General features: G+C 66.5%; 23 protein-coding genes and 1 tRNA gene. 10 read left to right on the top strand and 14 right to left on the bottom strand.

Annotation, left to right across the window (positions count from 1 at the left end):
- The first annotated feature begins 29 nt into the window (after window positions 1-29).
- On the top strand, window positions 30-641 hold the full coding sequence (locus tag ACQP1G_RS06355; protein ID WP_433199305.1) for a TetR/AcrR family transcriptional regulator: 612 nt from the start codon (window positions 30-32) through the stop codon (window positions 639-641).
- A 52-nt stretch (window positions 642-693) separates the two neighbouring features.
- Here the strand turns inward: ACQP1G_RS06355 and ACQP1G_RS06350 are convergent, their stop codons facing one another.
- Complete coding sequence (locus tag ACQP1G_RS06350) at window positions 694-1,269, bottom strand: TetR/AcrR family transcriptional regulator (RefSeq protein ID WP_433199302.1); 576 nt, start codon at window positions 1,267-1,269, stop codon at window positions 694-696.
- A 145-nt stretch (window positions 1,270-1,414) separates the two neighbouring features.
- On the opposite strand from ACQP1G_RS06350, the gene ACQP1G_RS06345 reads away from it, so the two are divergent.
- Together ACQP1G_RS06345 and ACQP1G_RS06340 are read left to right on the top strand one after the other, a co-directional pair.
- Window positions 1,415-2,179 (top strand): DUF2306 domain-containing protein, encoded by a 765-nt coding sequence (locus ACQP1G_RS06345; RefSeq protein WP_433199299.1) that lies wholly within the window; start codon window positions 1,415-1,417, stop codon window positions 2,177-2,179.
- Between the two features lie 30 nt (window positions 2,180-2,209).
- On the top strand, window positions 2,210-2,872 hold the full coding sequence (locus tag ACQP1G_RS06340) for an MBL fold metallo-hydrolase (RefSeq protein ID WP_433199296.1): 663 nt from the start codon (window positions 2,210-2,212) through the stop codon (window positions 2,870-2,872).
- Window positions 2,873-3,067: 195 nt separating this feature from the next.
- On the opposite strand, the gene ACQP1G_RS06335 is transcribed toward ACQP1G_RS06340, so the two are convergent.
- From ACQP1G_RS06335 to ACQP1G_RS06325, 3 genes are all read right to left on the bottom strand, one after another.
- A tRNA-Leu gene (locus ACQP1G_RS06335) sits at window positions 3,068-3,141 on the bottom strand.
- 145 nt (window positions 3,142-3,286) lie between these two features.
- Window positions 3,287-4,810 (bottom strand): amino acid permease, encoded by a 1,524-nt coding sequence (locus ACQP1G_RS06330; protein WP_433199293.1) that lies wholly within the window; start codon window positions 4,808-4,810, stop codon window positions 3,287-3,289.
- A 42-nt stretch (window positions 4,811-4,852) separates the two neighbouring features.
- Window positions 4,853-6,319 (bottom strand): peptide MFS transporter, encoded by a 1,467-nt coding sequence (locus ACQP1G_RS06325; protein ID WP_433199290.1) that lies wholly within the window; start codon window positions 6,317-6,319, stop codon window positions 4,853-4,855.
- A 310-nt stretch (window positions 6,320-6,629) separates the two neighbouring features.
- On the opposite strand from ACQP1G_RS06325, the gene ACQP1G_RS06320 reads away from it, so the two are divergent.
- A complete protein-coding gene (locus tag ACQP1G_RS06320; protein WP_433199287.1) occupies window positions 6,630-7,451 on the top strand; it encodes a neutral zinc metallopeptidase in 822 nt (273 codons plus the stop codon).
- 123 nt (window positions 7,452-7,574) lie between these two features.
- Here the strand turns inward: ACQP1G_RS06320 and ACQP1G_RS06315 are convergent, their stop codons facing one another.
- The 9 genes from ACQP1G_RS06315 to ACQP1G_RS06275 form a co-directional block, all read right to left on the bottom strand.
- Window positions 7,575-8,522, bottom strand: a complete 948-nt coding sequence (locus ACQP1G_RS06315; protein ID WP_433199284.1) for an exopolyphosphatase — start codon at window positions 8,520-8,522, stop codon at window positions 7,575-7,577.
- Window positions 8,523-8,695: 173 nt separating this feature from the next.
- Window positions 8,696-9,226 carry a DUF501 domain-containing protein gene (locus ACQP1G_RS06310; RefSeq protein ID WP_433199281.1) on the bottom strand — a complete coding sequence of 177 codons (531 nt, stop codon included), beginning with the start codon at window positions 9,224-9,226 and terminating at the stop codon, window positions 8,696-8,698.
- On the bottom strand, window positions 9,223-9,864 hold the full coding sequence (locus ACQP1G_RS06305; RefSeq protein ID WP_433199278.1) for an FtsB family cell division protein: 642 nt from the start codon (window positions 9,862-9,864) through the stop codon (window positions 9,223-9,225). Before ACQP1G_RS06305 ends, ACQP1G_RS06310 begins: the two co-directional genes overlap by 4 nt.
- Window positions 9,865-9,881: 17 nt before the next feature.
- Window positions 9,882-11,168, bottom strand: a complete 1,287-nt coding sequence (gene eno, locus ACQP1G_RS06300; protein ID WP_433199275.1) for a phosphopyruvate hydratase — start codon at window positions 11,166-11,168, stop codon at window positions 9,882-9,884.
- 157 nt (window positions 11,169-11,325) lie between these two features.
- Window positions 11,326-12,117 carry a lytic transglycosylase domain-containing protein gene (locus ACQP1G_RS06295; RefSeq protein WP_433199272.1) on the bottom strand — a complete coding sequence of 264 codons (792 nt, stop codon included), beginning with the start codon at window positions 12,115-12,117 and terminating at the stop codon, window positions 11,326-11,328.
- Window positions 12,118-12,265: 148 nt separating this feature from the next.
- A complete protein-coding gene (locus ACQP1G_RS06290) occupies window positions 12,266-13,834 on the bottom strand; it encodes an ABC transporter ATP-binding protein (protein ID WP_433199269.1) in 1,569 nt (522 codons plus the stop codon).
- Window positions 13,831-14,718 carry an ABC transporter permease subunit gene (locus ACQP1G_RS06285; RefSeq protein ID WP_433199266.1) on the bottom strand — a complete coding sequence of 296 codons (888 nt, stop codon included), beginning with the start codon at window positions 14,716-14,718 and terminating at the stop codon, window positions 13,831-13,833. Before ACQP1G_RS06285 ends, ACQP1G_RS06290 begins: the two co-directional genes overlap by 4 nt.
- Window positions 14,694-15,617: an ABC transporter permease gene (locus ACQP1G_RS06280; RefSeq protein ID WP_433199263.1), complete on the bottom strand. Its 924-nt coding sequence runs from the start codon at window positions 15,615-15,617 to the stop codon at window positions 14,694-14,696. The genes ACQP1G_RS06285 and ACQP1G_RS06280 overlap by 25 nt, the downstream gene beginning before the upstream one ends.
- A complete protein-coding gene (locus ACQP1G_RS06275) occupies window positions 15,617-17,134 on the bottom strand; it encodes an ABC transporter substrate-binding protein (RefSeq protein ID WP_433199260.1) in 1,518 nt (505 codons plus the stop codon). The genes ACQP1G_RS06280 and ACQP1G_RS06275 overlap by 1 nt, the downstream gene beginning before the upstream one ends.
- A gap of 313 nt (window positions 17,135-17,447) precedes the next feature.
- On the opposite strand from ACQP1G_RS06275, the gene ACQP1G_RS06270 reads away from it, so the two are divergent.
- From ACQP1G_RS06270 to ACQP1G_RS06245, 6 genes are all read left to right on the top strand, one after another.
- Entirely contained in the window at window positions 17,448-18,641 is a 1,194-nt protein-coding gene (locus ACQP1G_RS06270; RefSeq protein ID WP_433199257.1) for a TauD/TfdA family dioxygenase, read from the top strand.
- Window positions 18,613-19,623 carry an ornithine cyclodeaminase family protein gene (locus ACQP1G_RS06265; RefSeq protein WP_433199254.1) on the top strand — a complete coding sequence of 337 codons (1,011 nt, stop codon included), beginning with the start codon at window positions 18,613-18,615 and terminating at the stop codon, window positions 19,621-19,623. The genes ACQP1G_RS06270 and ACQP1G_RS06265 overlap by 29 nt, the downstream gene beginning before the upstream one ends.
- 161 nt (window positions 19,624-19,784) lie before the next feature.
- The gene (locus tag ACQP1G_RS06260) at window positions 19,785-21,134 is read left to right on the top strand and encodes a Y4yA family PLP-dependent enzyme (RefSeq protein ID WP_433208222.1); all 1,350 of its coding nucleotides are present in this window, start codon (window positions 19,785-19,787) and stop codon (window positions 21,132-21,134) included.
- Between the two features lie 51 nt (window positions 21,135-21,185).
- Window positions 21,186-22,220, top strand: coding sequence for a PLP-dependent cysteine synthase family protein (locus tag ACQP1G_RS06255; RefSeq protein ID WP_433199251.1), 1,035 nt, complete (start codon window positions 21,186-21,188; stop codon window positions 22,218-22,220).
- A gap of 193 nt (window positions 22,221-22,413) precedes the next feature.
- Window positions 22,414-23,820 carry an MATE family efflux transporter gene (locus tag ACQP1G_RS06250; protein WP_433199248.1) on the top strand — a complete coding sequence of 469 codons (1,407 nt, stop codon included), beginning with the start codon at window positions 22,414-22,416 and terminating at the stop codon, window positions 23,818-23,820.
- A 154-nt stretch (window positions 23,821-23,974) separates the two neighbouring features.
- Entirely contained in the window at window positions 23,975-24,889 is a 915-nt protein-coding gene (locus ACQP1G_RS06245) for a putative PEP-binding protein (RefSeq protein WP_433199245.1), read from the top strand.
- Here the strand turns inward: ACQP1G_RS06245 and ACQP1G_RS06240 are convergent.
- Complete coding sequence (locus ACQP1G_RS06240; RefSeq protein ID WP_433199242.1) at window positions 24,871-25,446, bottom strand: TerD family protein; 576 nt, start codon at window positions 25,444-25,446, stop codon at window positions 24,871-24,873. The genes ACQP1G_RS06245 and ACQP1G_RS06240 overlap by 19 nt on opposite strands.
- Between the last annotated feature and the right edge of the window lie 42 nt (window positions 25,447-25,488).

Raw genomic sequence — 25,488 nt, 5'->3', positions numbered from 1 at the left:
CCGTCTCGTCCACTCGCTACAATCACCTCATGACTCGTCGCACGCCGACCGGCGCCGCCGTCTTGCAACCAGAGATCACCAGATCGATTACCGAGGCCGTCTTGAATGAGCTCGCCGAGCAGGGCTTCGCCCGCATGTCGATGGAGGCCGTCGCCAAACGAGCGGGCGTCGGCAAGAGCGCGCTCTACCGACGCTGGCCCTCCAAACAAGAGATGGCGATGGCGGTGATCTCGGAGTTCAGCGTGTCCCGTGCGATCTCCGTCGACACCGGCTCGCTACGCGGCGATCTTCGCGAAACACTCGACGCACTGCTGGAATGGCTGACCCACCCCAGATTCTCGCGCATCCTGCCCGACCTGATCGCCGAGACGGCGCGCAATCCCGAACTCGCCGAGGTCGTCGCCACCATGATCGGCATCCCGCGGCGCGACCGCGGCACCGAACTACTCCAGCGCGCGATCACCCGCGGCGAACTAGCCGCCGATCTCCCCACCGAACTGGCCCTCGACATCATCCCCGCCACCCTCTACTGGCGACTCTCCGTCCGCGCCACCCCCCTCGAGCCAGGCGAACTCGACACTCTCACCGACATGCTGCTCCGTGCCCTCGGGGCGAAACCCGCAGCAGCGCAACCTCATTGATCGGTGCACCTGGGTAGCGCATCGCCCGCTTCGTTTGCGCGCTCGGCGCACCCTAGAGCCCCAGCAGCGCCGAGAGGGTTTCGGCCGCAAGGTCTTCCGGTGGCACGTTGAAGCCGAACCGTTCGTGCGGTTGGCGCAGGCTCAGGACCGTGATGCCGTGCAAGGCCGACCAGATGGATCGGGCCATGAGTTCGGGCGAGGGCCGCGAGGAGAGCACGCCGGACTGTTGGGCCCGCACAACGGCGTTCAGGAGTATTTCGAAGGTTTCCAGGCCGATCGGGCCCGAACCCGGGCGGCTGCGGAACATCGTCGCGAACAGGTCTGGATGTTCGAGTCCGAAACGCACGTAGGCCCCACCCAGGCGCAGTAGTCGCGCACGGATCTCGGGCGTAGCGGTAGCCACACGCTCGAAGTCTTGTCGCAGCAATTCATAGCCCTGTTCGGCCACCGCGGTAAGCAACTCTTCCTTGCCGGCGAAGTGACGATAGGGCGCGGCGGTGCTCACACCCACCCGGCGGGCGACCTCATTGAGGCTGAAGCGTTCGTACCCCTGTTCGGCAAGGATCTCCCGCGCGCCGTCGATCAGCGCCTGCCTGAGTGCGCCGTGATGATAGGCCGTGCGTGCCACATTGCTCCGTTCCTGATGCCGCCCCGCGACCACACCGGCGAGCGCAGTGCCGAACGCGACCGAAAGTCTCTATGTAAATAACTCTAACATTCTGCTATGTTAGTGCCACTTACATTCTGGAAGCCGCCAAGAATCAGGAGCGTCAATGGTTTCCACCGCACCCCCGATCCAAGACCAACAACATTCACGCTCGCGACGCGCGCGGTGGAGTTGGGCCTGGGTCGCCCTTTCCTCGCTGACGATCGCCGGATACTTCGTCGGCCAGTACGCCCAGGGCACCCTCGATTCCCTCGCGCACCGAGAAGTCGGGCTCGCAGCCAACTACGGCTTCCGGGCGTGGCCGATCCAGGTGGCCTTCTACCTGCACATCACTTTCGCCGGACTCGCGCTGGCATTGGGCCCCTGGCAATTCGCCACTCGGCTGCGCACGCGAGGACCGCGCATCCACCGCGGCATCGGGCGGGCATACCTGATCAGCGTCGCGATCGGATCCGTTGCGGCGCTGGTCATGTCGATGTTCAACTCGGTCGGGCTGAACGGATTCTTCGGCTTCGGCACACTCGCCGTCCTGTGGGGATGGACGGCGTGGCGGGGCTACCGCGCCGTCCGACAGCGCGACTTCGCCAACCACCAGGCGTGGATGATCCGCAACTTCGCACTCACCTACGCGGCGGTCACGCTGCGGTCGTGGTTCGGCGTGCTGATCCTCGCGCAGATTCCCTTCGTCCACGGCGACGACCCGTTCACCACGATCCTGCGCGAGGCCTATACGCCACTGCCGTTTCTGTGCTGGCTGCCCAACATCGTCATCGCCGAACTCATCATCCGACGCCGCGGCCTGCCAGGGCTGCGCACCACACCGGTCACGCCCCGACCACCCTGGGGCTTCGTGTCAGATCAACCGAACTAATCAGCGCTACAGCACAATTCAGGAGTAGAAATGACCGTATACACCGTCGAGAACACCGCTTCGTCCGCCTTCCTCGTCACCGACGAGGGCAGGGCAATGATCGTCGACACCGGCGTTCGGGGGCGCGGTCCGGCGATGCTGCGGCAGATCTCCGACGCGGGCCTGCGCCCAACCGATATCACCCTCATCGTGCTCACCCACTACCACGCCGACCACACCGGTTCGGCCGCGGAACTGCGCGAAGCCACCGGCGCACCAATAGCCATCCACCGCGACGACGCCGACCGACTCCGCCGCGGCGGGCGAGTCGATCTGCAACCCACCAGCGTCATGCCCCGACTTCTGAAACTCATGCTCGCCGGCGCCGAAATTCCGGCGATCGAACCCGACATCATTCTCGATGACGACGAAGACCTGACCCGGCACGGCGGCATCGGCCGATCCTTCGTCACGCCCGGCCACACCCCTGGTTCCGTTTGTGTCCTGTTGCCGGACAACAGCATTGTGGCCGGCGATGCCCTCTCCGGCGGCCTCATGCGAGCCCGCATCGCGCACCAGCCCATGTTCGCGACCGACCCCGACGCCGCCGCCGGCAGCATGCGGACCATTGCTGGCCACGCTCCGACCACCGTCTACGTCGGCCACGGCGGTCCCCTGACCACCCCCTCCCTCAACCGACTCGTGGCCAGGTGAACGCCGGTCAGAATTGTCAGTGGTCACATGCCGTGACATTCGACAATCGGAGCCGGATAGACGGATGCGGGCACCGCGTGCCGCCATGGCCGGTGGATGGCGGCACCGGCCATCGAGTAGTCCTGAGCGCGGGATGAACTCACCCGCACTCGGCAAGCCTGCGCCTGTTCAGGCGGCAGGTGTAGATGTAATACGTGCCCCCAGTCGGACTCGAACCGACACTTTGCAGATTTTAAGTCTGCTGCCTCTGCCAATTGGGCTATGGGGGCGCCCGGCTAGCGTACCGACTCGTACTGTCGTACCGGAATTCCCGCTACCGGCGAGTGCATATCCGGGGTTGTCCGAGTACACGCGGCAGGACGGACCGATGCTTGTGGCCACGGCCGCTCGGGGCGCGGACCCTTTGGGAGACAGCTACTCTCGCGTGGCGACCGAGCTGGACGGTGGGGTGTTGTCGGCGGGATCCGGGTCGGGGGCGTTGCCGAGGACGGAGTGTCGGCGGCTATAGGCGAAGTAGACGACCAGGCCGATTGCCATCCAGATCACGAAGCGCAGCCAGGTTTCGACCGAGAGGTTGAGCATCAGCCAGAGGCAGGCCAGGACGGCCAGGATCGGGATCAGCGGGACCAGTGGGACGCGGAAGCCGCGCGGCAGTTCAGGGCGGGTGCGGCGCAGGATCAGCACGCCGATGGAGACCAGCACGAAGGCGAAGAGAGTGCCGATATTGACCATTTCTTCGAGCGTGCCGAAGTCCACGAATCCGGCAAGCAGGGAGCAGACGACCCCGACGACGATGGTGAGCCGGACCGGAGTGCCGCTTTTGCCGGTGTGGGCCAAGCGGCGCGGCAACAGTCCGTCGCGCGACATCGCGAACAGCACGCGGGTCTGCCCGAGGAACATGACCATGACGACCGTGGTGAGTCCGGCGAGCGCGCCGATGGAGATGATGTTCTTCGTCCAGGTGGCGCCGTGCTGCGCGAAAGCCGTTGCCAGCGTCGCATGATCGCCCGCCAGCGCGGTGTAGGGCACCATTCCGGTCAGGATCAGGGATACGGCGACATAGAGAATGGTGACGATGACCAGCGAGCCGAGGATCCCGCGGGGCACCGCGCGCTGCGGATTCTTGGTCTCCTCCGCGGCGGTCGCGACGACGTCGAAACCGATGAACGCGAAGAACACCAGACTGGCCGCGGCGAGCAGGCCGTACCAGCCGAACGTGCTGTGACCGGCGCCGGTGAAGTAGGAGAACAGCGACTGGTGCAGCCCCTCCCCCTCCGCGCCCGGCTGCGACGGCGGAATGTAGGGCGTCAGGTTCGACTTGTCGAAGTAGGTGGCGCCGACGACGAGCACCACCACGATGACGCTCAACTTGATGGCGACGGCCACCGCAGAAACCCGCGAGGACACCTTGGTGCCGACCGCAAGCAGCACACCGAGGACCGTGATGAGCAGCACCGCGCCCCAATCGAAGTCGATCGGACCCAGATGCAGGATCGGCGAATGCGACCCCATCACCTCACCGAGGTACTGCGACCACCCCTTGGCGACTACCGACACCGCGAGCGCGAACTCCAGGATCAGGTCCCAGCCGATGATCCACGCGACGAGCTCACCGAAGGTGGCATAGGAGTAGGTGTACGCGCTGCCCGCCACCGGCACGGTCGAGGCGAATTCGGCGTAGCACAGCGCGGTCAACCCGCAGGCGATGGCGGCGAAGACGAAGGCGAGGGAGACCGAAGGCCCGGCGACATTGCCCGCGGTTCGCGCGGTGAGCGTGAAGATGCCAGCACCGACGACCACCGCGACACCGAAGATGGTGAGATCCCAGGCGGTCAGGTCTTTGCGCAGTTTCGAATCGGGTTCGTCGGTGTCGCGGATGGACCGTTCGACCGATTTGGTGCGGAACAAACCGCCCCATCGAGTTCCTGGGGTCGCCACACTTTCTCCTTGCTGTCGACGACGGGTTCTCCGCCGATCTTGTTAATGCACACCAGCCATGTGTCGGCTCACCCATGGTGTGAGTGCGACGACAATCAGACCTGCACAGATCGCCACTGCTCCGGTGATGCCGAAGTAGGCGAATTCGTGTTCCGCGTCATAGAACCGCGCCAAGGTACCGGACATCGACGTGCCGATACCAACAGAGAAGAAGTACAGCGCCATCATCTGCGCACGGAACGCCTCGGGCGCCAGCTGGGTAGTGACCGAGAGGCCGATCGGTGAGAGCAGCAGCTCCGAAACCGCGAAACCACCCATGATGAGCAGTACCGCGAGTGCCGGTACGGATTTACCGCTACTGCCCGAGAACAGCACGAACAACCAGAACGCCAGGCCCATACCGATGACGCCGAGGGCGAATTTGCGCGGTGTGCTCGGCGCGCGATTGCCGAGTTTGGTCCACATCAGCGCGAACAGCGGCGACAGGCAGATGATCCATACCGGCTCGACCGAGCCGATCCAGTTCGACGGCGCGGTCCAGCCGAAGATGCTCCAGCGCATCCGCTCATCGGAGTAGACCGCGAGCACGGTGAAGATCTGCTGGAACAGCGACCAGAAAACCGCGTTCGCGATGAACAGCGGGATGAACGCGCGGACCCGACTGCGCTCGATCGGGGTCACCTTGGCGCTGGTCAGCATGATCACGAAATAGGCGAGCGAGGCCGTGATGATGACACCGGTGGTGACCTCGGAGAGGTTGTCCAGGTTCACCAGCCCGCTGACCAGTGCCAGCGCGACCACGATGGCCGCACCGGCCACGATCGTGGCGATCGGCCCGATGGCCGTACGCGGCAGCGGATTGGGTACATGCCTACCCGCCGTGCCGAGGTTGCGTCGGAATACCACGTACTGCGTGAGCCCGACCGTCATACCGATCGCGGCCGCGCCGAAGCCGTAGTGGAAGCCCCAATGCCGTTGCAGCAAACCGGTCAGCAGCGGTCCGGTGAACGCGCCGAGGTTGATGCCGAGATAGAACAGCGTGAACCCGCCGTCGAAGCGCGGATCACCCGGCCGGTAGAGGGTGCCGAGCAGCGAGGACGCATTGGCCTTCAGTCCGCCGCTCCCGAGCGCCACCAAGACCAACCCGACTCCGACACCGGTCAGTCCCGGCAGGATCGCCAGCGCGATATGTCCGGCCACCACCACGACGCCGCCGTAGAAGACGGTGCGCTCCATGCCGATCAGCCGGTCGGCGATCCACCCGCCGAGCACCGTGGACAGATACACCAGCCCGCCGTATGCGCCGACGATCCCGACCCCGGTGCTCTGCGACAGGCCGAGTCCACCTTCGGTCGTCGAGTAGTAGAGGTAGTACCCGAGGATGGTGAGCATTCCGTAGAACGAGAACCGTTCCCAGAGTTCGACGCCGAAGAGATTGGTCAACCCGATGGGGTGACCGAACAGCGTTCGCTCCCTAATCGGTTGCTCCACCATTGCTGCGTCGGACATGCTCAGACCATTCCATATAGGCAGAGAACTTCCGGCATCCCGAACAAAGTTTTCCTGCTCACGCCCGATGCCTTCGCATACCGCTGCGATGCTTTCGGAGCAAACCGTCGCCCACCCCGAACATCGTGTAATAATCCGACCACGGAGCCAATCTAGCGAATTCTAGGCAATATCGAATAATCGTCGGTCCGGCCGATCGGTGACCTAGCTCATTCCCGACAACGCTCGACGAGAAGCCGCCGGGACTTCCCGGTAAAGTGCGCCTCGCTGGACGGGGAACCCTCGTTTGTTAGCTGGACGGGGGAACCTGATGAAGTGCTCGAGCGCGCCCGCGGCGCTGCTCCTCACCGTGATCGCCACGCTGGTATCGCTGCTCGGGACCGGGTGCGCGCGGGTATCCGCGGTGGACGCCGAACAAGCCGATCTCGTCGTCGAGGCGGCGCAGGAGCCCCCGCTCACGGCCAATACCCTGCACGCCGATCTGCGGCTGGCACCGCTGCGGTGTGAGCTGCCGCCGGTCGAGATGAGCGCGTCCGGCCAGCGACAGTTCGTGCAGACCGCGCTGAACTGCTTGGCTGAGGTCTGGGACTCGACGTTGCATTCCGCCGGTATGGCCGTCGCGCCGCTCGACCTCGTCGTGGTGGACAGCGTGACATCCGGCTGCTCGAAACAGGTCCGGCCGACCGATGCCGCCTTCTATTGCGGCGGCCGCGTGTACTGGCCCGCCGACGATCCGATCCATCAGGGCTGGGGTTCGCTGCTCGAGCACTACCTGCTGTTCGTGGTGATGCACGAATACGGACACCACCTGCAGTCCTCCACCGGCATCCTGCGCACGGCCGACCGGGACATCGATACCGCGGGCGAGCGGTCACCGCTCGGACTGGAACTCAGCCGACGCATCGAACTACAGGCCCAGTGCTTGGCCGGGGTGATGCTGGCGGCGGCGCGATCGGGCGGCATGATGACGCCCAGCACGGCCGCCGAACTGATCGACATCCAATCCGATGTCGCGGAGGACCCGGCTCACGGCACCGGCGCGAACAGCAGGCGCTGGGTCGAAACCGGCTACCGCACCGCCTCGACTTCGTCATGCAATACCTGGGCGGCAACGCCGGACGAGGTGGAGTGAACGGCCACTTCCGACCGGGCCGAGAAAGGCAGCACCACCGGATGCACGGGCAACGGCCCGGCCCAGATCTGCCCGCGGGTGCGGCGATGAATTCGATCGACCCGCACGGGTCGCGATAACACCTCAGGCGATGGAAAGGGCGATGCCGTCGAGAATGTCGTGTTCGCTGACGATGAGGGCGGAAATATCCGCGCGACGGGACAATTCGTAGGCGAGCACCTCGGTGATCACGGCGCCGCCGCCGATCACATCGACACGGCCCGGATGCATGGGGCCGAGGGCGGCACGCTCGTCGTGACTCATGCCGATCAGGCGATCGCAGACCTCGCGGACCTGGTCCAGGGTCAGGCTGGTGAGATGGACCCGCTCCGAATCGTATTCGGGCAGATCGAGGGCGACGGCAGCGAGCGTGGTCATGGTGCCGGCAACGCCGACCCAGGTGTGCGCACCGTCGACAGGCACCTCGGCGAAGGCCTCGGATAGTCGTTCGGTGGCGAATTCCCGTGCGGCGGCGACTTGTTCGGCGGTCGGCGGATTACCGGGCAGGCACCGTTCGGTAATGCGGACGCAGCCGATATCGGCGGAGAACGCGGCTCGCACGCCGTCGCTATCGCCGACGACCAGTTCGGTGGAACCGCCACCCAGATCGACGACGACGAAAGGCCCCGCGTCGCTGGCCAATTCGCCGACGGCACCGGTGAACGACAGCCGCGCCTCCTCGTCACCGGTGATCACCTCGGCCTCGGCGCCGAGCACCACAGTGCCGAGTTCGGCACGGGCCATGGCGAAGAAGTCCTCGCGGTTCGCGGCATCGCGGGTGGCCGACGTGGCGACCATCCGCACCCGGCTGACGCCCGCCTCCCGCATCATCGCGACATAGTCGGCGAGGGCGATCCTGGTGCGCTCGATAGCCTCCGGGGCCAGCGAACCGGTCGCGTCCACACCCTGACCGAGCCGGACGATGCGCATCTCGCGGTGCACATCCGCCAGTCGGCCGTCGCCGAGCACATCGGCGATCAATAGTCGGATCGAATTCGTCCCGCAGTCGACTGCCGCTACCCGATCACTCATGTTCCGCTCCGCTCATTTCAGCCCCCGGCCCATTTCCACCGCGCCCACAGCAGCGCGCATCGTTATCGCGGCGCCCACGCCGGTCCCAGCCTCCGCACTCATCGCCGCGCACACTGGTCACAACGCGCAGATTCGTTCCAGCGCCCGTGATCATGTCGAGCGCCGAGCTCATATCACTGCCCGTCGGCTGGTGCGCGGGGCGGTTCGTACTTCGGCCAGTCGGCCGGAATCGCAGTGCCACGCAAGCCATGGTCGGCTGCCATAGCCACCGCTTCATCGCCGAACGGATTGACGCCAGGGCCCTTGGCCAGCGAATGCGCGATCAGCACATGCAAGCATTTCACCCGCTCCGGCATCCCGCCACCGGTGAAATCGGTGCCGAGCGATTCGATGTCATTGCGTTCGGCCAGATAGCTCTCGTGTGCGGCGCGGTAGGCGGCGGCCAATTCCGAGTCGGTGGCCAAGCGTTCGGTCATTTCCCGCATGACACCCGCGGACTCCTGACGACTGGCCTCGGCGGTGAGCCGCGGATCGGTCAGGTAGTACAGGGTCGGGAAGGGGGTGCCGTCGGGCAGCCGCGGCGCGGTCTTCACCACCGCGGGCAGCCCGTCCGGGGTGCGGTAGGCGACGGCGAGTACGCCACGCGGTTCGCGCCCGAGCTGCTCGGCGATGATCTCGAGATCGCGGTCGGTCGGTGCGGTCACCTCGGTCCTTCCGGTGCTGGCGGCGGTGCGGCAGGCGGCTCGGCCGATGCGGCCGCTGGCGGCGCCGGGGCCTGCTGCGGTTGGGAGATACTGCGCCACAGTTCGGTGTACCAGGGCTCGGGGGCCTTCGACTGGGTCGGCGCAGCGGGTGGCGCGGGTGCCTCGATACCGGGCACCTGCACGATGTAGGGCGTCTCGCCGGGCATGACCAGCCGCAACCGGTCCCTGGCCTCGGAGCGGACGTAGGCCGGATCCTGTTGCTGTGCACGGCGATCCCGCAGCTTGGCGAGATCGGCTTCGAGTTCGATGCGCTCCTGCGCGAGGTGCGCGGCCTCGGCGCGCTGGGTGAAGTAGGTGCGCAGCGGCACAGCCAGGGTCAGCGCCAGGGCGCACACCACGATGGCCAGGATGACCGCCTTGCCGGTCGAGAGCCCGAGAATGGTGCGATCGTGTTCGGCGGCGCGCGGCTTTATCTGCCGCGGCTCGGCCTTCTTCTCGGCGGATTCGGACCGCCTGCGGGTCGTCCGCTTCGGCGCGGCCGCCGGAGATTCGGCGGCCGGGCGCGATCTGGCAGAGCGCGACGTGCGGCGGGTCCCGCGTCCGGCCGGACTGGATCCGCGCGCACGTCGCTCTGTCATAGCGCTATCCCGATCGACTAGCCCTCGAACGCGAACCGCGGGAACGCGACGTCGCCCGCGTACCGTGCGGAATCGCCGAGCGCGTCCTCGATACGCAGCAACTGGTTGAACTTGGCGACGCGCTCGCTGCGCGCCGGAGCACCGGTCTTGATCTGGCCGCTGCCGACGGCGACGGCGAGGTCGGCGATGGTGGTGTCCTCGGTCTCGCCGGACCGGTGGCTCATCATCGTCTTGTAGCCGTTGCGGTGCGCGAGCTCGACGGCGTCCAAAGTCTCGGTGAGCGTGCCGATCTGGTTGACCTTCACCAGCAGCGCGTTGGCCGCGCCCTTGGTGATGCCCTCCTCCAGGCGCTCCGGGTTGGTGACGAACAGGTCGTCACCGACGAGCTGCACCTTGTCGCCGATCTGATCGGTCAGCGCGACCCAGCCGTCCCAGTCGTCCTCCGACAGCGGGTCCTCGATGGAGACCAGCGGGTAGGCGGTGAGGAGTTCTGCATAGAACTGCGACATCTCGGCGGCCGAGCGCACGCTGCCCTCGAATTTGTAACCGCTGCCCGCGGTGTAGAACTCGGTCGCAGCGACATCGAGCGCGAGCGCGACATCGGTGCCCAGCTTCAGACCGGTCTTCGCGATGGCGACGCCGATCAGGTCGAGGGCCTCCTTGGTGCCTGCGACGGACGGCGCGAAGCCGCCCTCGTCACCAAGTCCGGTGGACAGGCCCTTGGCCTTCAGCACCGACTTGAGCGCGTGGTACACCTCGGCGCCCCAGCGCAGCGATTCCTTGAAGGTCGGCGCGCCGATCGGGGCGACCATGAACTCCTGGACATCGACGCCGCTGTCCGCGTGCGCGCCGCCGTTGAGGATGTTCATCATCGGCACCGGCAGCACATGCGCGTTCGGGCCACCCAGGTAGCGGAACAGCTCGAGGCCCGAGGATTCGGCGGCGGCGCGGGCCACGGCGAGTGACACACCGAGCAGGGCGTTGGCGCCGAGGCGAGACTTGTCCGGAGTGCCGTCCAGATCCAGCAGGACCTGGTCGACGGTGCGCTGCTCGACCGCGTCGAGTCCGATGACGGCGGGCGCGATCTCGTCGAGGACACCCTCGACGGCCTTGCGCACACCCTTACCGCCATAGCGCTCACCGCCGTCACGCAGTTCGACGGCCTCGTGCTCGCCGGTAGAGGCACCCGAGGGCACGGCGGCCCGGGTCAAGGTGCCGTCGTCGAGGGCGATCTCGACCTCGACAGTGGGGTTTCCGCGAGAATCCAGGATCTCGCGAGCTCCGACCTGTTCGATGATGGCCACGAAAACGACACTCCTTCGGCTGCTGGCACGGTAGGTCTGACGGGAAGAGCCGTGCGCCTGCGAGCCTAGCGTCCTCGCGGACTGCGTAGTAACCGGCACTCCGACGAATCCCGTGATGCTGTCGCTGGGAGCACCCGTCGTTTCCGCCAAAGCGCGATCACGCCCGGCGTCCGACGCTGTACGCGGCGGCGCGATCGCGGACGGTCAGCAGATACGCGGTGGATTGGTTATAGGTCAACAGGGCTTGCTGCCATCCGCGCTCGGAGGTCAGGTCACCGCCGCTCGCGCACAGGTAACGGGCCGCGGTGAGTGCGGCGTCATCGATGTTCTGCGGGTCGGCTATGCCGTCGCCGTTCGCGTCGACGCCCCAGCGCTTCCAGGTTTCCGGAATGAATTGCAGTGGGCCGAGGGCCCTGTCGTAGTCCGCGTCGCCGTCGAGCTTGCCGCCGTCGGTGTCCTTGACCAGGGCGACGCCCGGCGAACCGTCCAGCGGGATGCCGATGATCGGCGGGCGCACGGTGCCGTCCGCGTCGACCTTCGAACCGCGATGGGTGCCATGTTTACTCTCCACGCTGGCGATCCCCGCGATGGTGGTCCAAGCGATCCCGCAATCGGGCCGGGACCTGCTCATAATCGCCGCGGCATAGCCGTACGCCTCCAGCGCGACGTTCGGAATGCCGAGTTTGTCCGATTGCTCGTCGGCCCAGTCGCGCAACTGGACGGCGGTGCGGCCGGGGCCATCCAGGTCGATCAGCGGCAGCGGCGTACCGGGACCGGGCGGGATGCCATCAGGAATAGGCGGCAGCGTGCGTTCGGCGCCGCATCCGGCGAGTACAAGGGTCACCAGCGCGGCGGCCAACACGCCGGTCAGCTTCGCGAGCACCCCTCCATGATCCAGATCCGAGGAGCCACCCCCGTGATGCACGCGTGGCGGCACGCCGAGCGTCATGTAGCCCTCCCCCTCCGACGGCGCATGTCCACAGTCACGCGCTCTGTCATCCGAGACTACCGAGCAGATCGCGGGTAGCGGGGTCGGCTTTTGTCCTCGCATACCTACCGCGCATCACGCACACGCTGTGCGATGCCGCGGGCGGAACCTAGCCGAGGAGTTCGAGCGTTGCGGTGTGCGCCGGGGTGGCGAGAACCGTTGTCGCCGTACCTGATTCGACGATGCGGCCGTGGTCGAGGACGACGACGTGGGAGCAGTGGCCGGTGACCAGAGTCATGTCGTGGGTGATGACGAGTAGGCCGGTGTCATGGTCGGCGCGGATGCGGTCGAGCAGCGTCATGATGGCGACGGCGGTGTTGTGGTCGAGGGCGGAGGTGATCTCGTCGCAGACCAGCACGGCCGGCTCGGCCGCGAGCGCCCTGGCCAGAGCCACGCGCTGGCGTTGGCCGCCGGAGAGTTCGTGCGGGTAGCGGGCGGCGAGTTCCGGTGCGAGATCAACGGAGTCGAGGAGATCGGTAATGCGTTGCATCAGCTGTCGTTTCGGCACCCCGCCGATGCGGCGCAGCGGGCGGCCGAGCGTCTGCGCGACGGTCCGACGCGGATTGAGCGCGGACCGCGGATTCTGCGTCACGAGCTGAATGCCATTGCGGCCGTGATGAGTTCGTCGGCGAGGACCGATCGGAATCGGCGCACCGCCGAGTTCCAGCGAGCCGGTCGCCGCATGGTGCAGACCGGCAATCACCCGAGCGAGCGTGGTCTTACCCGCCCCGGAAGCCCCGACAACCGCGAGCGCCGAGCCGCCCGACAGGACGAGATCGATACCGGCCAGCACCTCTTGCCCGTCGATCGATGCGCCGATATCCCGCGCGCGCAGCAAAGGTTCCCGAATGTCCGCGGGCCCCGGTGCTACCGCATCGCCACGCTCCAGTACCTCGATAGCACCCCGCCGAACCGTGGCGCCATCGGATCGAGACGATGCCGCCGACTCGGCACCGAACCCGTTCGGCGGCAGCGACTTCGACGCTCCCGAACGGATCGGACCATCGACGCGAGCGATGCGGGTGCGGCCAACGCCGAGTTCGATCACGTTATCGGCGATCGCCTGGATGGTCGCCGTATCGTGTCCGGAGAGCAGGATGGCCGCCGCGCGGTCGGCGGCGGTATCGGCCAGGAGGCGGGCGATTTCGGTGCGCAGGGACCCGTGCAGACCGGCGAGCGGTTCATCGAGGATGAGGACCCCGGTACCGCGGACAAGGGCGCGGGCGAGCGCGACTCGGCGCTGCTGGCCGCCGGAGAGCTCACCGGGGCGGCGGCGCAGGTGTTCGGCGGAAAGACCGACGAGTTCCAGGGTTTCGGACACCACGGCAGTCGGATGGCGCACCTCGCTGAGCAGGGTGCGCACCCGCATCAACGGGTTGAGCGCGGAGCCGGGATCCTGTCCGACATAGGCCACGTTCTCGCGTCGGAACCGTTGCAGTGCAGCGCGATTCAGCGAGAAGACATCGTTCCCGGCGACGGTGGCCGAGCCCGAGGATCGGATCGCTCCGGTCGGCAGGTGCCCGAGCAGGGCACGCATCAATGTGGTCTTGCCCGATCCGGAGGGACCGGTCAAAGCGGTGACTGTCCCTGCGGCGATACGAAATGTGCTGGGCCCGACCAACTCCTGCCCATTCGAGCCACGCACGGTCAGCGCGTCGACAACCACTGGATCGCTCATCCTCGTCCCTCCAGCGCATCGGCCTGCGGTGCGACATCTTCTTCGCGCGGGCGCCGCACGGCCCATCGTCGAGACCCGCCCGGCCGTCGGTGTTCGAAGCTCGTCACCGCGACGTTCACGCTGACCGCGACTACCGCGATCGCCAGGCTCGGGGCCAGCACCGACCAGGGGTTCAGGAGCATGCCCGAGGCATTCTCGCGGACCATGACCGCCCAGTTGCTCGCACCGAGCGTGGTCGGCAGTTGCAGGAACGAAGCGGTGCTGACCACGTAGATGCCCTCGACAAAGCGCAGGCCCAGCTGGGCGGCCAACACTTCGCGCAGATTCGGGATCACCTCGCGGAATACCAAGTGCGGCAGGGATTCACCGCTGGCTTGGGCGGCCTCGACATAACCGCTGGCGGCGATGCCTGCCGCAGCGGCCGCGAAAACCCTTGCGCAGTACGGGATGCCGAAGAGCAGGGCAACCACGATCAAGCCGTAGACGCCCGCATCCGGCCATGCTGTCAGTACCAGCAGGATGCCGAGTACGGCCGGGAGCAGGATCGCGAAGTCGGCGATACCTTCGATCACCGCACCGACGCGAGGACGCAGCGCCGCGACCGCGCCGAGCACGCAGGACAGTGCCGTCACCGCGACCGCGATCACCGCGGCGAGCAACAACAGACCCCAACCGCCATAAAGCAATTGGGCGAGGACATCGCGCCCGAGTCGATCCGTACCCAGCCGGGCATCCGCATCGGGGCCGGCGAACGGAATGCCGACCGCCTCCTCGGCAGGCCGAGTCGCCAAGGTCGGCCCGAGCGCGGCCGCAACCACCACCAGCAGCGCGGGCGCCACAGTGAGCAACCGAAGTTTCGTCATATCCGCCCTCGCAATGCCCATGCCCGAATACCATCCGCCGCCGCCAACATCGCCATGACGACCACGCCGGTCAGCGCGACCACCGCGGCGATCAGCGAGGTATCCCGATCGGCCACCGAACTCGCCAGCACCGCACCGAGTCCCGGATAGTTGAAGATGGTCTCGACGACCAGCGCACCACCGAGCAGCATCCCGACCGTGGTCGCGAAACTCGCCACTATCGTCGGCAGCGCGAAGGGCAGTACATGCCGGGTCAACACCGTGGTGGTCGAAAGTCCGTCCAGCGCGGCACTTTCCACATGGGGTGCGCGAGCCGCATCCAGCAATGCGGCGCGCACCACGCGGGTGTTCCAGCCGATCTGCGGTATCGCCAGTGCGAGCACCGGCAGCACCAGCATATCGGGGCTGGCCGGAAAGCCCGAGCGGCCGGTAATGGTGACCGCTGGCAGCCATCCGGTGCCCAACGAGAACACCAGGATCAACAACGTCGCGATGACGAACTCCGGAATCGCCGCGGCCGCGGTGGTCGTCGGTTGCAGCAACCGCGTCGACGCACCCCGCCGTGCCGCCCACCAGCCGCCGAGCAGCAGCGACGCAACCACCGTCACCAAGAAGGCGATCCCACCGAGCAGCAGCGTCGGCGGAAACTTATCGGCCAGTAACTCATTGATCGATCGACCACGCGCCGTGCGGCCGAAATCGCCGGTCGCCACACCGGATAGCCATTCGACGAAGCGCACGGGCAGCGGACGATCCAGTCCGAGTTCGTGTTCCTTCGCCGCGATCCGCTCCGGGGTGGCGTCGCGGCCGAGCACAGCCCCAGCCGCACTCCCCGGCAGTAAATCGACGGCCACGAACACCGTTGCCAGCAGCGCGATCAGCAGGATGACGCGCCGGATCAGGAGTCGGGCGAAGGACATCACTCCGCGAGCCAGGCTCGTTCCAACTGCACCCTGGCGAAGCCGCCGAGCGTCGGCACATCGCGCACCCGGGACGCGGCGATGTCGATACCGTCGGCCATCCCCCAGACCAGGTAGCCGCCGCGCGCGTACTCGATCCGCTGCACGTCACGGCAGGCCGCCGCGTACTCCGAATCACTGGGCGTGGCCAAGGCTTTAGCAGTCGCTGCATCGAATTCGGCGTCCTTGAAGCCGGTTTCGTTGCGATTGGAACCCGATGACATCAGCTTGGTCGCAAAGAAGAGCGCGGAATCATTGGTACCCCAGGAGACCGTGTACAGGGGCGCCTTCAACCAGGTCTCGTCGTAGAAGGTGTTCGGCTCCTGTGTCACGACATCGAGCCGCAGGCCGATATCGGCCAGCTGCGTGGCGATCACCTTCGCCGATTCGACCTCACCCGGCGCCTCGGCCTTGGTGAGCAGTTGGTAGGTGCGACCGGTATCGAATCCAGCGTCTCGCAGCAGCGTCTTCGCTCGGTCCACATCGCGGGTCCGCTGGGCGATGGTGTTGTCGTACAACGGATCCCCGCTACCGAGGATATCGTTCGCGACCGTGCCATAACCCGAATGCACCTGATTGACCAAGGCCTTGCGATCGACGCCCAGCCGAACCGCCTCGCGCACCCGGGCATCGGCGAACGGCCCGTCGGAGGTCCGCATAGCGACTCCGACCATAGTGTCGTTCGCTCGCCGCACCACCCGCAGGTCACCGCGCCCGGCGGCGGTACGTCCCGCGATCGCACCGACATTGGAAGCCAGATCGATCTGCCCGCCGAGCACCGCATTTCCCAGCGCGGTCACGCTGTCGAACATGGTGATCTCGATCGCATCCAGCAGCGGTGCCGGACCGTACCAGTGCTCGTTGCGCACCAGCCGAGCATTGCCGCCCTGGTAGGACTCCAGCCGGAACGGGCCGGTGCCGATGGCCTTGGTGAAATCGGTGGTGTCCTTCTTCACGGTAAAGGTCATCAGCCGAACCAAAAGCGGCAGTTGGGAATTCGGCTCCGGCAGCACGATCACCACCCGGTTCGGGCCGTCCGCGGTGATGTCCTCAACGGCGGCAGGCATTTTCGACGCACCGCCCACGGTGCGCAGCCTGCGCAGCGACCACACCACATCCTCGGAGGTCACCGGGGTTCGGTCATGGAAGGTCGCGCCGTCGGCGATGGTGAAGGTCCAGCGGCGGCGCTGCGCATCGGATTCCCACCGACTGGAAAGGCGCGCAGCAACATTCGGGTTCGCGCCGGGTACCGTGAGCGCGTCGTATACCAGCGAGGTGATAAGGAAGTCGCTGTCATTGCTGAGATTCGCGTGCGGATCGCGTTCGATCCGCGCCGCGCTGCCGAGTGCACCGACCCGCAGGGTGCCGCCGCGACGCGCGGGCCCGCCAGAATCGCCGCCGTCCGAGCACGCGGCGACCAACAGCACCGCGCCGACACCCAGTCCCGAGCGCAGGAGTTGTCGTCGATTCCATTCCATGGTGCTGCCTTCCTCGAGCCTTCGAGTTACCCGCGCGCGATCGCAAACCTAGCCAATCGAGCTAGGACAGGCTAGCCTAAGAGAGTTCGGCCCGTGGAACTTTGCCCCGCCGCAACACTCGAGCACCACCCCGAGATTGATGCCGCGAATTAGCCGCAACCGGCAACACTGCGCCTTAATCTCGGTCATGCGTATTCGCTATTTTTCCTGACTCGCTTAGGTAAGGCTTGCTTAAGTCATCCAGAGGCACTAGCTTCGCAGATCGAATCGTCACAACCCCACTTTTCGACCCGATGCGAAGAAGGGATCCCTGGTGAAAGGCGTTCTCTCCGAACGTAAGACGCTTCACCCACTGGAAATCGAACGCCGCGAGCTGCCGGCCGCCGCCGGATATGCGGTACGTGCCCTCGCCCGCGAGATCTGTATCACACTCGACTCACGGCCCGATGGCACGGCCGATGTCGCGCGCACGCTGACCGATCCGGCATTGCTCGAGCAAATCGATGCCCGCGTCGGCGAGTTGCCCGATGCGGTGCGCGTCGCCATACGCCCGCCCGCCACCACGGCGGGTGCCACCATCGTCGGCAAACTGCCTTTGACCGATGCGGAATTCGGCCCGACCCCGCCGAGTTGGGTCGAGGCGGCCCGCTGGAGTGGTGAAGTCGAGCGGCGCGCGAATTCGTTCGAACTCGATATCGTCATGCTGCTGCTCGCCCGTAGCGCGGGTGAACCGTTCGGCTGGCAGGGCCAGCAGGGCGGGCGCCTGGTCAATAACATCGTGCCCTCCCCCGGCCACGAACACGAACAGTCGGGCGCGAGCAGTAAAACCCTGCTCAGCCCGCATACCGAGGACGCATTCCACCCGGACCGGGCCAACCTGCTGATGCTGGGATGCCTGCGCAACCCGGACAATGTCGGCACCACCGTGTCCTCGGTGCGCCGGACCGACCTCTCCGAGGACGAGCGCCTACTGCTGCGCGCGCCGACCCTGCCGATCCTGCCCGACGTCTCCTACGGCACTGGCCACGAGCGCTATTCCGCCGCCCCGCTACCGACCCTGTGGAACGCCGAATCAGACGGTGACACAGCAGATTTGACGTTGCGCTACGATCCGGCATACACCCCGCTCGACGCAGCCGACGCGGAATTCCGGGTGGCGTACGCGCGCCTCGCCGCAGAGCTCGACCGCGTCTGTGTAACCGCCGTGCTCACCCCTGGCGAACTCCTACTGGTGGACAATGACGTCGCGGTGCACGGCCGGGTACCGTTCACCGCACGCTACGACGGCACCGACCGCTGGCTCAAGCGCGTCAATGTCCGCCTGCCCGAACGACGTCGGCGAGCCGCGGAGGCCGACGAAAATGGTTATGGGCAACGGATCGTCGCCCCTTTCCGGGCGGTAGGCAATCCGCTCGCGATCGACGGTATACCGGCCCGGGCTACCGCTCGGACCGGAGTGAGGCTGGATACGACACAACATGATCGAGGAACCGTTGAGCACTCGTGACCGGAGCACACCACTGCGCGTGCTGAGCCGCCGCGACCTCGCGGACGTGCCCATCACGCCGGCCGATGTGGTGCGCGCGGTGGAGGATGCGTATCTGGCCTTCGCCGCGGGCGATTCGGACAATCCGCGCAAACTCAGCGTGGCGAATCCGGACGGCTGGTCGGTGGCCTATGCCATGCTCGGCCGCGACGGCCGCCGCCGCGTGGTCGCGATGAAGACCTCCTACAAATTCGATCCCGGCCACGACCGCAGCACCAAGCGCTACTACACGACCATCACGCTCTACGACGACAGCACCGGCGCACCGATCGCGATGATGGACTGCGCCAGGGTCGGTGCGCTGCGCACCCCGGCGGTCTCGGCGCTGCTCGTCCGCGAGACCGCACGCCGTGGCGCGGAGAGCGTGCTGCTGATCGGCACCGGCACCCAGGGCCGAAATGCTCTGCCGCACTTGCTCGCCGCCAATCCGCAGCTGCGCAAGCTGATGCTCTATGGCACGCATCCGGAGGGCCTGGCCGCGGTGCGCGATTACCTCGCCGCATATAACCCGCACGCGCTGCTGGAGATCGTCGAGGATCCGCGCGCGGCCGCTGGCGCCGCCGATGTGGTACTGGCCACCGCGGGGCCCGGCACCGAGGTCACGATCGAATCCGAGGATCTCGCACCGGGTTCGACTGTCGTACTCGTCGGCTACGGCTTGGCGCCGTCCACGCTGATCGACGCCGATCGTGTAATCGCAACGAGCGCTGAGCAAATGGCACTGACCGGCACCGATATGGTCGGCCCCGACGGCAGGCTCCGACCGGTCGACGCCGAGTTGCCGCAGATCCTCACCCGCCGCGCGATCGCCCGCCGCTCCGACGACGAACGGATCTTCGTCTACAACAGCGGGTTGGTACTCACCGATATCGCCGTCGCGCATGCGCTCGCCGAACGGGCCATCGCCGAGGGCCGCGGCACGGAGGTGCCCCTGTGGGACTAGACATCAGCGCCGTCGGGTTCGACAAGTTGGTGCGTGCCCCCGGCACCGCCGAACCCGACGGCACGCTGCTGTTCGACGACGGCTCGACCCGCGACAAGGTCGAGCTGGGCGACCACCCCACGCAAACAACGGGATCCGCCGATCCGGCCGTGCTGGCGACGGTGCGGGCGCTGCTGAGCATCTGCGCGGCGCCGCTGCCCGCGCACACCGACGATTGGGAGCGCCGGTTACGCGCCGATCCGAATCTGCTCGGCGATATCGCCTTTGCGATCGGCGGGCCGTTCCATGTCATGTATCCGGCACGAGTCGCGTTGAATATCGGCGGATTCCGGCGCGCGTTCGAGCGGGCCGGGGTGGATGGCGCAATCTACTACGGCAAGAAGGCGAACAAGGCGGCTTGCGTCACCCGCGCCTGCGCCGAACATGGTGCGGGTGTTGATGTTTCGAGCACCGGCGAGCTACAGGCCGCGCTGTCGCACGGCATTCGTGGCGACGAGCTGATGGTGACCGGGCCCGCCAAAACCGATGACCTGCTGTGGCTGGCGGTCCGGCACCGTGCACTGATCGCACTGGACAGCCCCGGTGAGCTCGAACGATTGGCCGCATTCGCCACTCCCGGCGCGGCTGCCAGAGTGCTGCTCCGAGTGCTGCCCGACGGATCATCCAGCCGATTCGGCATGACCGCCGATGAACTGGACCAGGCGATCTCGACGATCGGCGCTTCCGGCACGGTCGGTAACGAAGCGATTCGCCTGCAGGGCTTCAGCTTCCATCTTTCCGGCTACGATGCGATCGCCCGAGCCGAGCAGGCCGACGAACTGGTCACCCGCTGCCTGGACGCGCGCACCCTGGGACATCCGGCCACCACCATCTCCATCGGCGGCGGATTCGGCGTCGACTATGTCGCGGCCACGCCTTGGTCCGAATTCACCGAATACGCAAACCCGCAATGGTTCCACGCGGACAAGTCCTTCGACTCGTACTACCCCTACCACTTCCCAGCACCCGGCGCGGCCATGCTGACCGCGATCCTGGAGCACAACGGACTGGCAGAGCGGTTGCGCGACAACGACATCCGGCTCGCCATCGAGCCCGGCCGAGCATTGCTCGACCAGGCCGGATCCACCGTCTTCCGGGTCCAGGGCAGCAAGACCCGCCACGTCGACGGTCACCACTATCAACTGCTCACCGTCGACGGCACCAGCCTGAGCCTGTCCGAGCAGTGGTTCGACAGCGAGTACCTGCCCGATCCGATACTGTGGCCGCCGCGCCCCGGCGAGCTCACCCCGACCTGCGTCGGCGCGGCGAGTTGTCTGGAATCCGACATGCTCAGCTGGCGGCGCATCCCGCTGCCGAGGCCGGCCGAGATCGGCGATCTGTTGATCTACCCGAATACCGCTGGTTACCAAATGGATTCGAACGAGTCGGCCTTTCACGAACTGCCGATCCCACCCAAGGTGGTCCTGCACGACACCGGTGATCGACTCCGCTGGACGCTCGACGCCGGATAGTCCGGCACCCCTTCCTACCCACACCCTTACGGCCCGAACGAGGAGACTTCCATGCCGCTCGTCACGCGCGTGACGGATCTGATCGGACGCACCCCGCTGTTCGAACTGGCGACCACCGCGACCGGCACCCGACTGCTGCTCAAGCTCGAGCAGTTCAATCCGACGGGTGCGGCCAAGATCAGGATGGCGCGAGCGATGGTCGACGATGCCGAGCGCAGAGGTTTGCTGCGCGATGGCGGGCATATTATCGAGTCGACATCCGGGAATACCGGGCTCGGCCTCGCGGTAGTAGCTGCCGAACGTGGGTATCGCTTCACTGCCGTGGTCGATCACCACGCATGTAAGGACAAGCTGCGCGCGATGCGAGCAATGGGTGCGGAATTGGTATTCGTCGCCGATGACGGTGACGACAACCTGGCCACCTCGGCGCGGGAGGACCTGGCCGAGGCGATGGCCGCCGCGCAATCGGACGCGTATTTCACCGAACAGCACAACAATGACGCCAATGCGGTCGGCTACTACGCCGTGGCCGAGGAATTGCTGGAGGACGTGGACCGCGTCGATATTCTGCTGTCCGCGGTGGGTACCGGAGGTTCGCTGTTCGGCACCGCGACCCGGTTGCGCCAACTCGGCTGCACGCCGCGGGTGATCGGCGTGGAACCCGTCGGATCGATCGCGTTCGGCGGGCCGGGCGGCCCGTACTGGCAGTCCGGCACCGGTACCCCGCCCGGCGCCACCATCGGCACCGCCGTCGACTACTCGCTGCTCGATGAGGGCATCAAGGTTTCCGATGTCGCGGCCTTCGCCACCGCCCGCACGGTCGCGGCAAAGCTCGGTCTGATGATCGGCGGCTCCGCGGGCGGCTCCGTGCACGCGGCACTGACCCGCCTCGAAGACTTCCCGCCCGGCTCGACCGTGGTCACCCTCGTATGCGACGGCGGCGAGAAGTATCTCGATACCGTCTTCGACGACGACTGGATGAACGACCGCGACCTGCTGGACGCCGCCACCGAGCGCGATGTGCACGCGATGCTCGACCGCTACGCTCCCGCCGCGCGCCGAGGGCAATTGGTCGAGGTGCGATGAAGTGCATGCGCGCCGGGCTCGGGTGCGGAACTTCCCGGACGCCTCGGGATGGGATCGGTCGCCGTTGCGCGATACCCCGTTCTCCTGAGAAGATCATCACGCCCTCGGGTTTGGATAGCCTAAGTTTTCGAGAACGAAGAGTTGGGATGCAACCCGTGACGATCGGTTCCGGGATTCGACCAATGGAGCTCGAATGGTGAACCTGTCCACCTTCCGTGCCGACGGACGGCAACTCACCGCGCTGGCCGCGCCGATCGCATTGACCCAATTGGCGCAGATCGCGGTGTCCACCACCAATATCGCGCTGATGGGCACGCTCGGTGTGCGCGAAGTCGCCGCGGGCGGTCTGGCCATGGTGCTGTTCAACCAGATTCGGACCATGTGCGTCGGGTTGATCACCGGAACCGGGAACCAGATCGCGACCGCCGTGAGTGCGGCGGGCAAACGTGGCGAGTCCGCGGATCGCGAGGTCCGCGATGTCGTGCGGTCGAGTTTCCTGATCGCCACCGTCGCCGGAATCATCGGCGGCGCGGTGCTGGTCGGCCTCGGGTGGGCATTGCAATGGCTCGGTCAGGACGCGGGCGTGCTGGCCGACGCACGGCCGCTGATGATCGCGCTCGCGCCCGGACTGTTGCCCTGCCTGTGGTTCCAGGTGCTGCGGCAGTACACCGTCGGCATGCAGCGCCCGCAAGCGCTGCTTGTGGTCACCCTGGGCTCGGTGGCGCTGAATCTCGCACTGGCCCTTGCCTTCATCCACGGCTGGGCCGGACTGCCCGCGCTGGGACTGACCGGCATCGGCATCGCGACCTCGCTGGTCTTCCTGATCACCTTCGGCGTCTTCCTGGCGATGGTGCGCGCCGACGCGGAACTCGGCACCACCCTGCCGCTGCGCCCATGGCCGCTGCACGCGCCGACCATCCGGGCCGAGTTGAAGCTCGGCGCGCCGATCGCGCTCACCTATGGTTCGGAGGCGGGCATGTTCTCCGTGCTCGCCCTCGTCATGGGCAGCATCGGACCGGCCGCGCTGGCCGCGCACAATGTCGTCTACCAGATCATCTACATCGTCTTCCAGGTCGCGATCGGACTGTCGCACGGGGCGTCCATCCTGGTCAGCCATGCCGTCGCCCGCGACGAATTCGGCCACGCCCGTGCACTGGCCTGGCTGGCATTGCAGCACGCGGGCATCGTCGCCGCGGTCACCGGCGTGGTCTATATCGTCGCACCGAAGCTCGTGCTGAGTCCCTTCCTCGAACCCGGTGACACCGCGACGATCGAGTTGGCTCGCTCGCTGCTGCTCATCGGGATCGTGCTGCAATTCTTCGATGCCGCACAGAACATCGGCACCGGCCTGCTGCGCGGTCTGAAGGAGACCAAGGCGGGCTTCCGCCTGTCTCTGGTCGGCTACTGGCTCGTCGGTCTGCCGACTGCCCTGCTGCTCGCCTTTCCTCTCGGCCTCGGCGCCGCGGGCGTCTGGTGGGGCCTGACCGCTGGCCTCGCCAGCACCGCCGCCCTTATGCTCCGCCGCTACTTCACCCTCCTCGATACCGCCGCACACTCCCAACCCCATCCCCTCCCCCAGTCCCTCCCCACCCCCTCCTAGCTGCGCAACGAGTTCCGCGACCGCAGAACTTTCTCGGGATTCACACCACTGTGTAGCGGCACCGAACCGGTGCGGAACCCGACAAAGGGTGCGGCTGCGGGCCTTCCGGGCGGGCGGCGGAAAGTGTTGTGCAGCAACCTGATAGCGTGCCGGAATGCGGCAGAGCCTGGCATTGAGTTGTGAGCGGGTCTCCGCTGAACTGCTGGACCATTTCGACGGTGTCGGTATGGTGCGCGGCGAGTACGTATTCCGCGCGGCCGGGAAATACCCGACACCCGAATCGGTTTCCGGTTATCTGGTGCCCTATCTGCGCCATATCGCCAAACGCGCAACCGGAACCATCTGGTATCGCACGATGGAGGCCGATACCGCCGAATGCAACATCCTCGACGGCGTCGAAGAGATCATCGTCGAGCCGAACAAACTGCTCGGCCTGCGCGGCATTCGCCGAGCCCGCCGCTTTCCGGAGGCCTTCGTCGCGGAACTCGATGGCATCGCGCAGGTGCGCGACGAGGGCGCGGATATCGGCGTGCTGTTCCCCTTCGTCACCTATGTCGACGAATTGCAGTGGGCCATCCAGCAAACCAAGGCCGTTATCGGCGACTGCCCGATGGCCACCATGATCGAGATCCCGTCACTATTGCTCGAGGTCGATCGTGTTGTCGCCACCGGAGTGTCACGGGTGGTGATCGGCTGCAACGATCTGTCCTCGCTGCTGCTCGGCCAAGACCGCACGACACTGCGACCGGTGCGCCCCGTTCCGCCGCTGCTGCGTGCGATCGAACGCGTCACCATGGTGGCCGCGGCCGCGGGTGTGCAGACCGCGGTGGCAGGTTATCTGCATCCGGATCTGCTCGCGGCCTGCGCGAACCTCGGCGTCGACGAATGCGTGCTGCACTACTCCGACCTCCCCGACCTGCTGGGTGACCAGTTCGCGGAGCTACCGGATCTCGATGTGCTACAAGCGATCAAGCGCAAGACCCGCGCCGCGATCGCACTGTTCGAGGCCGAGCGGGCGGCCGGTTCCGATCCCGACCACCCGCAGGCCTATCAGACGTTGACGCCGTAGTCGCGGGCGATACCCGCGAGTCCGGAGGCATACCCCTGCCCGATGGCACGGAACTTCCATTCGTTGCCATACCGGTACAACTCCCCGAACACCATGGCGGTCTCGGTGGACGCATCCTCGCTGAGGTCATACCGGGCCAGCTCGGCGCCCGTGGTCGCGTCCACCACGCGGATATACGCATTGCGGATCTGCCCGAACGACTGTCCCCGCGCATCGGCGTCGTGGATCGAAACCGGAAAGAAGATATTCGTGATCGTCGGCGGCGTCGCCGCCAGGTCGACGTTGATCACCTCGTCATCGCCTTCGCCCTCGCCGGTGAGGTTGTCACCGGTATGCTCGATCGTGCCCTCGGGCGAGCGCAAATTGTTGTAGAACACGAAATGCTGATCGGACAGCACCCGCTGATTCGGCCCGGTGGCGAGCGCACTCGCATCGAGGTCGTAGTCGGCCCCGGTGGTCGTTCGCACATCCCAGCCCAGCCCCACCGCTACCTTGGTGAGGTTGGCCGCCTGCTTCGACAGCGAGACATTTCCGCCTTTGGCCAATGTGACGCTCATGATCCCCTTCCATTCGACGCGTTCGCGCCGCCTTTCTTCACG

The sequence above is a fragment of the Nocardia sp. CA-107356 genome (genome assembly GCF_050946365.1).
In the GTDB taxonomy this organism is placed as follows: domain Bacteria; phylum Actinomycetota; class Actinomycetes; order Mycobacteriales; family Mycobacteriaceae; genus Nocardia.
This window is presented reverse-complemented; position numbering and strand designations above follow the sequence as displayed.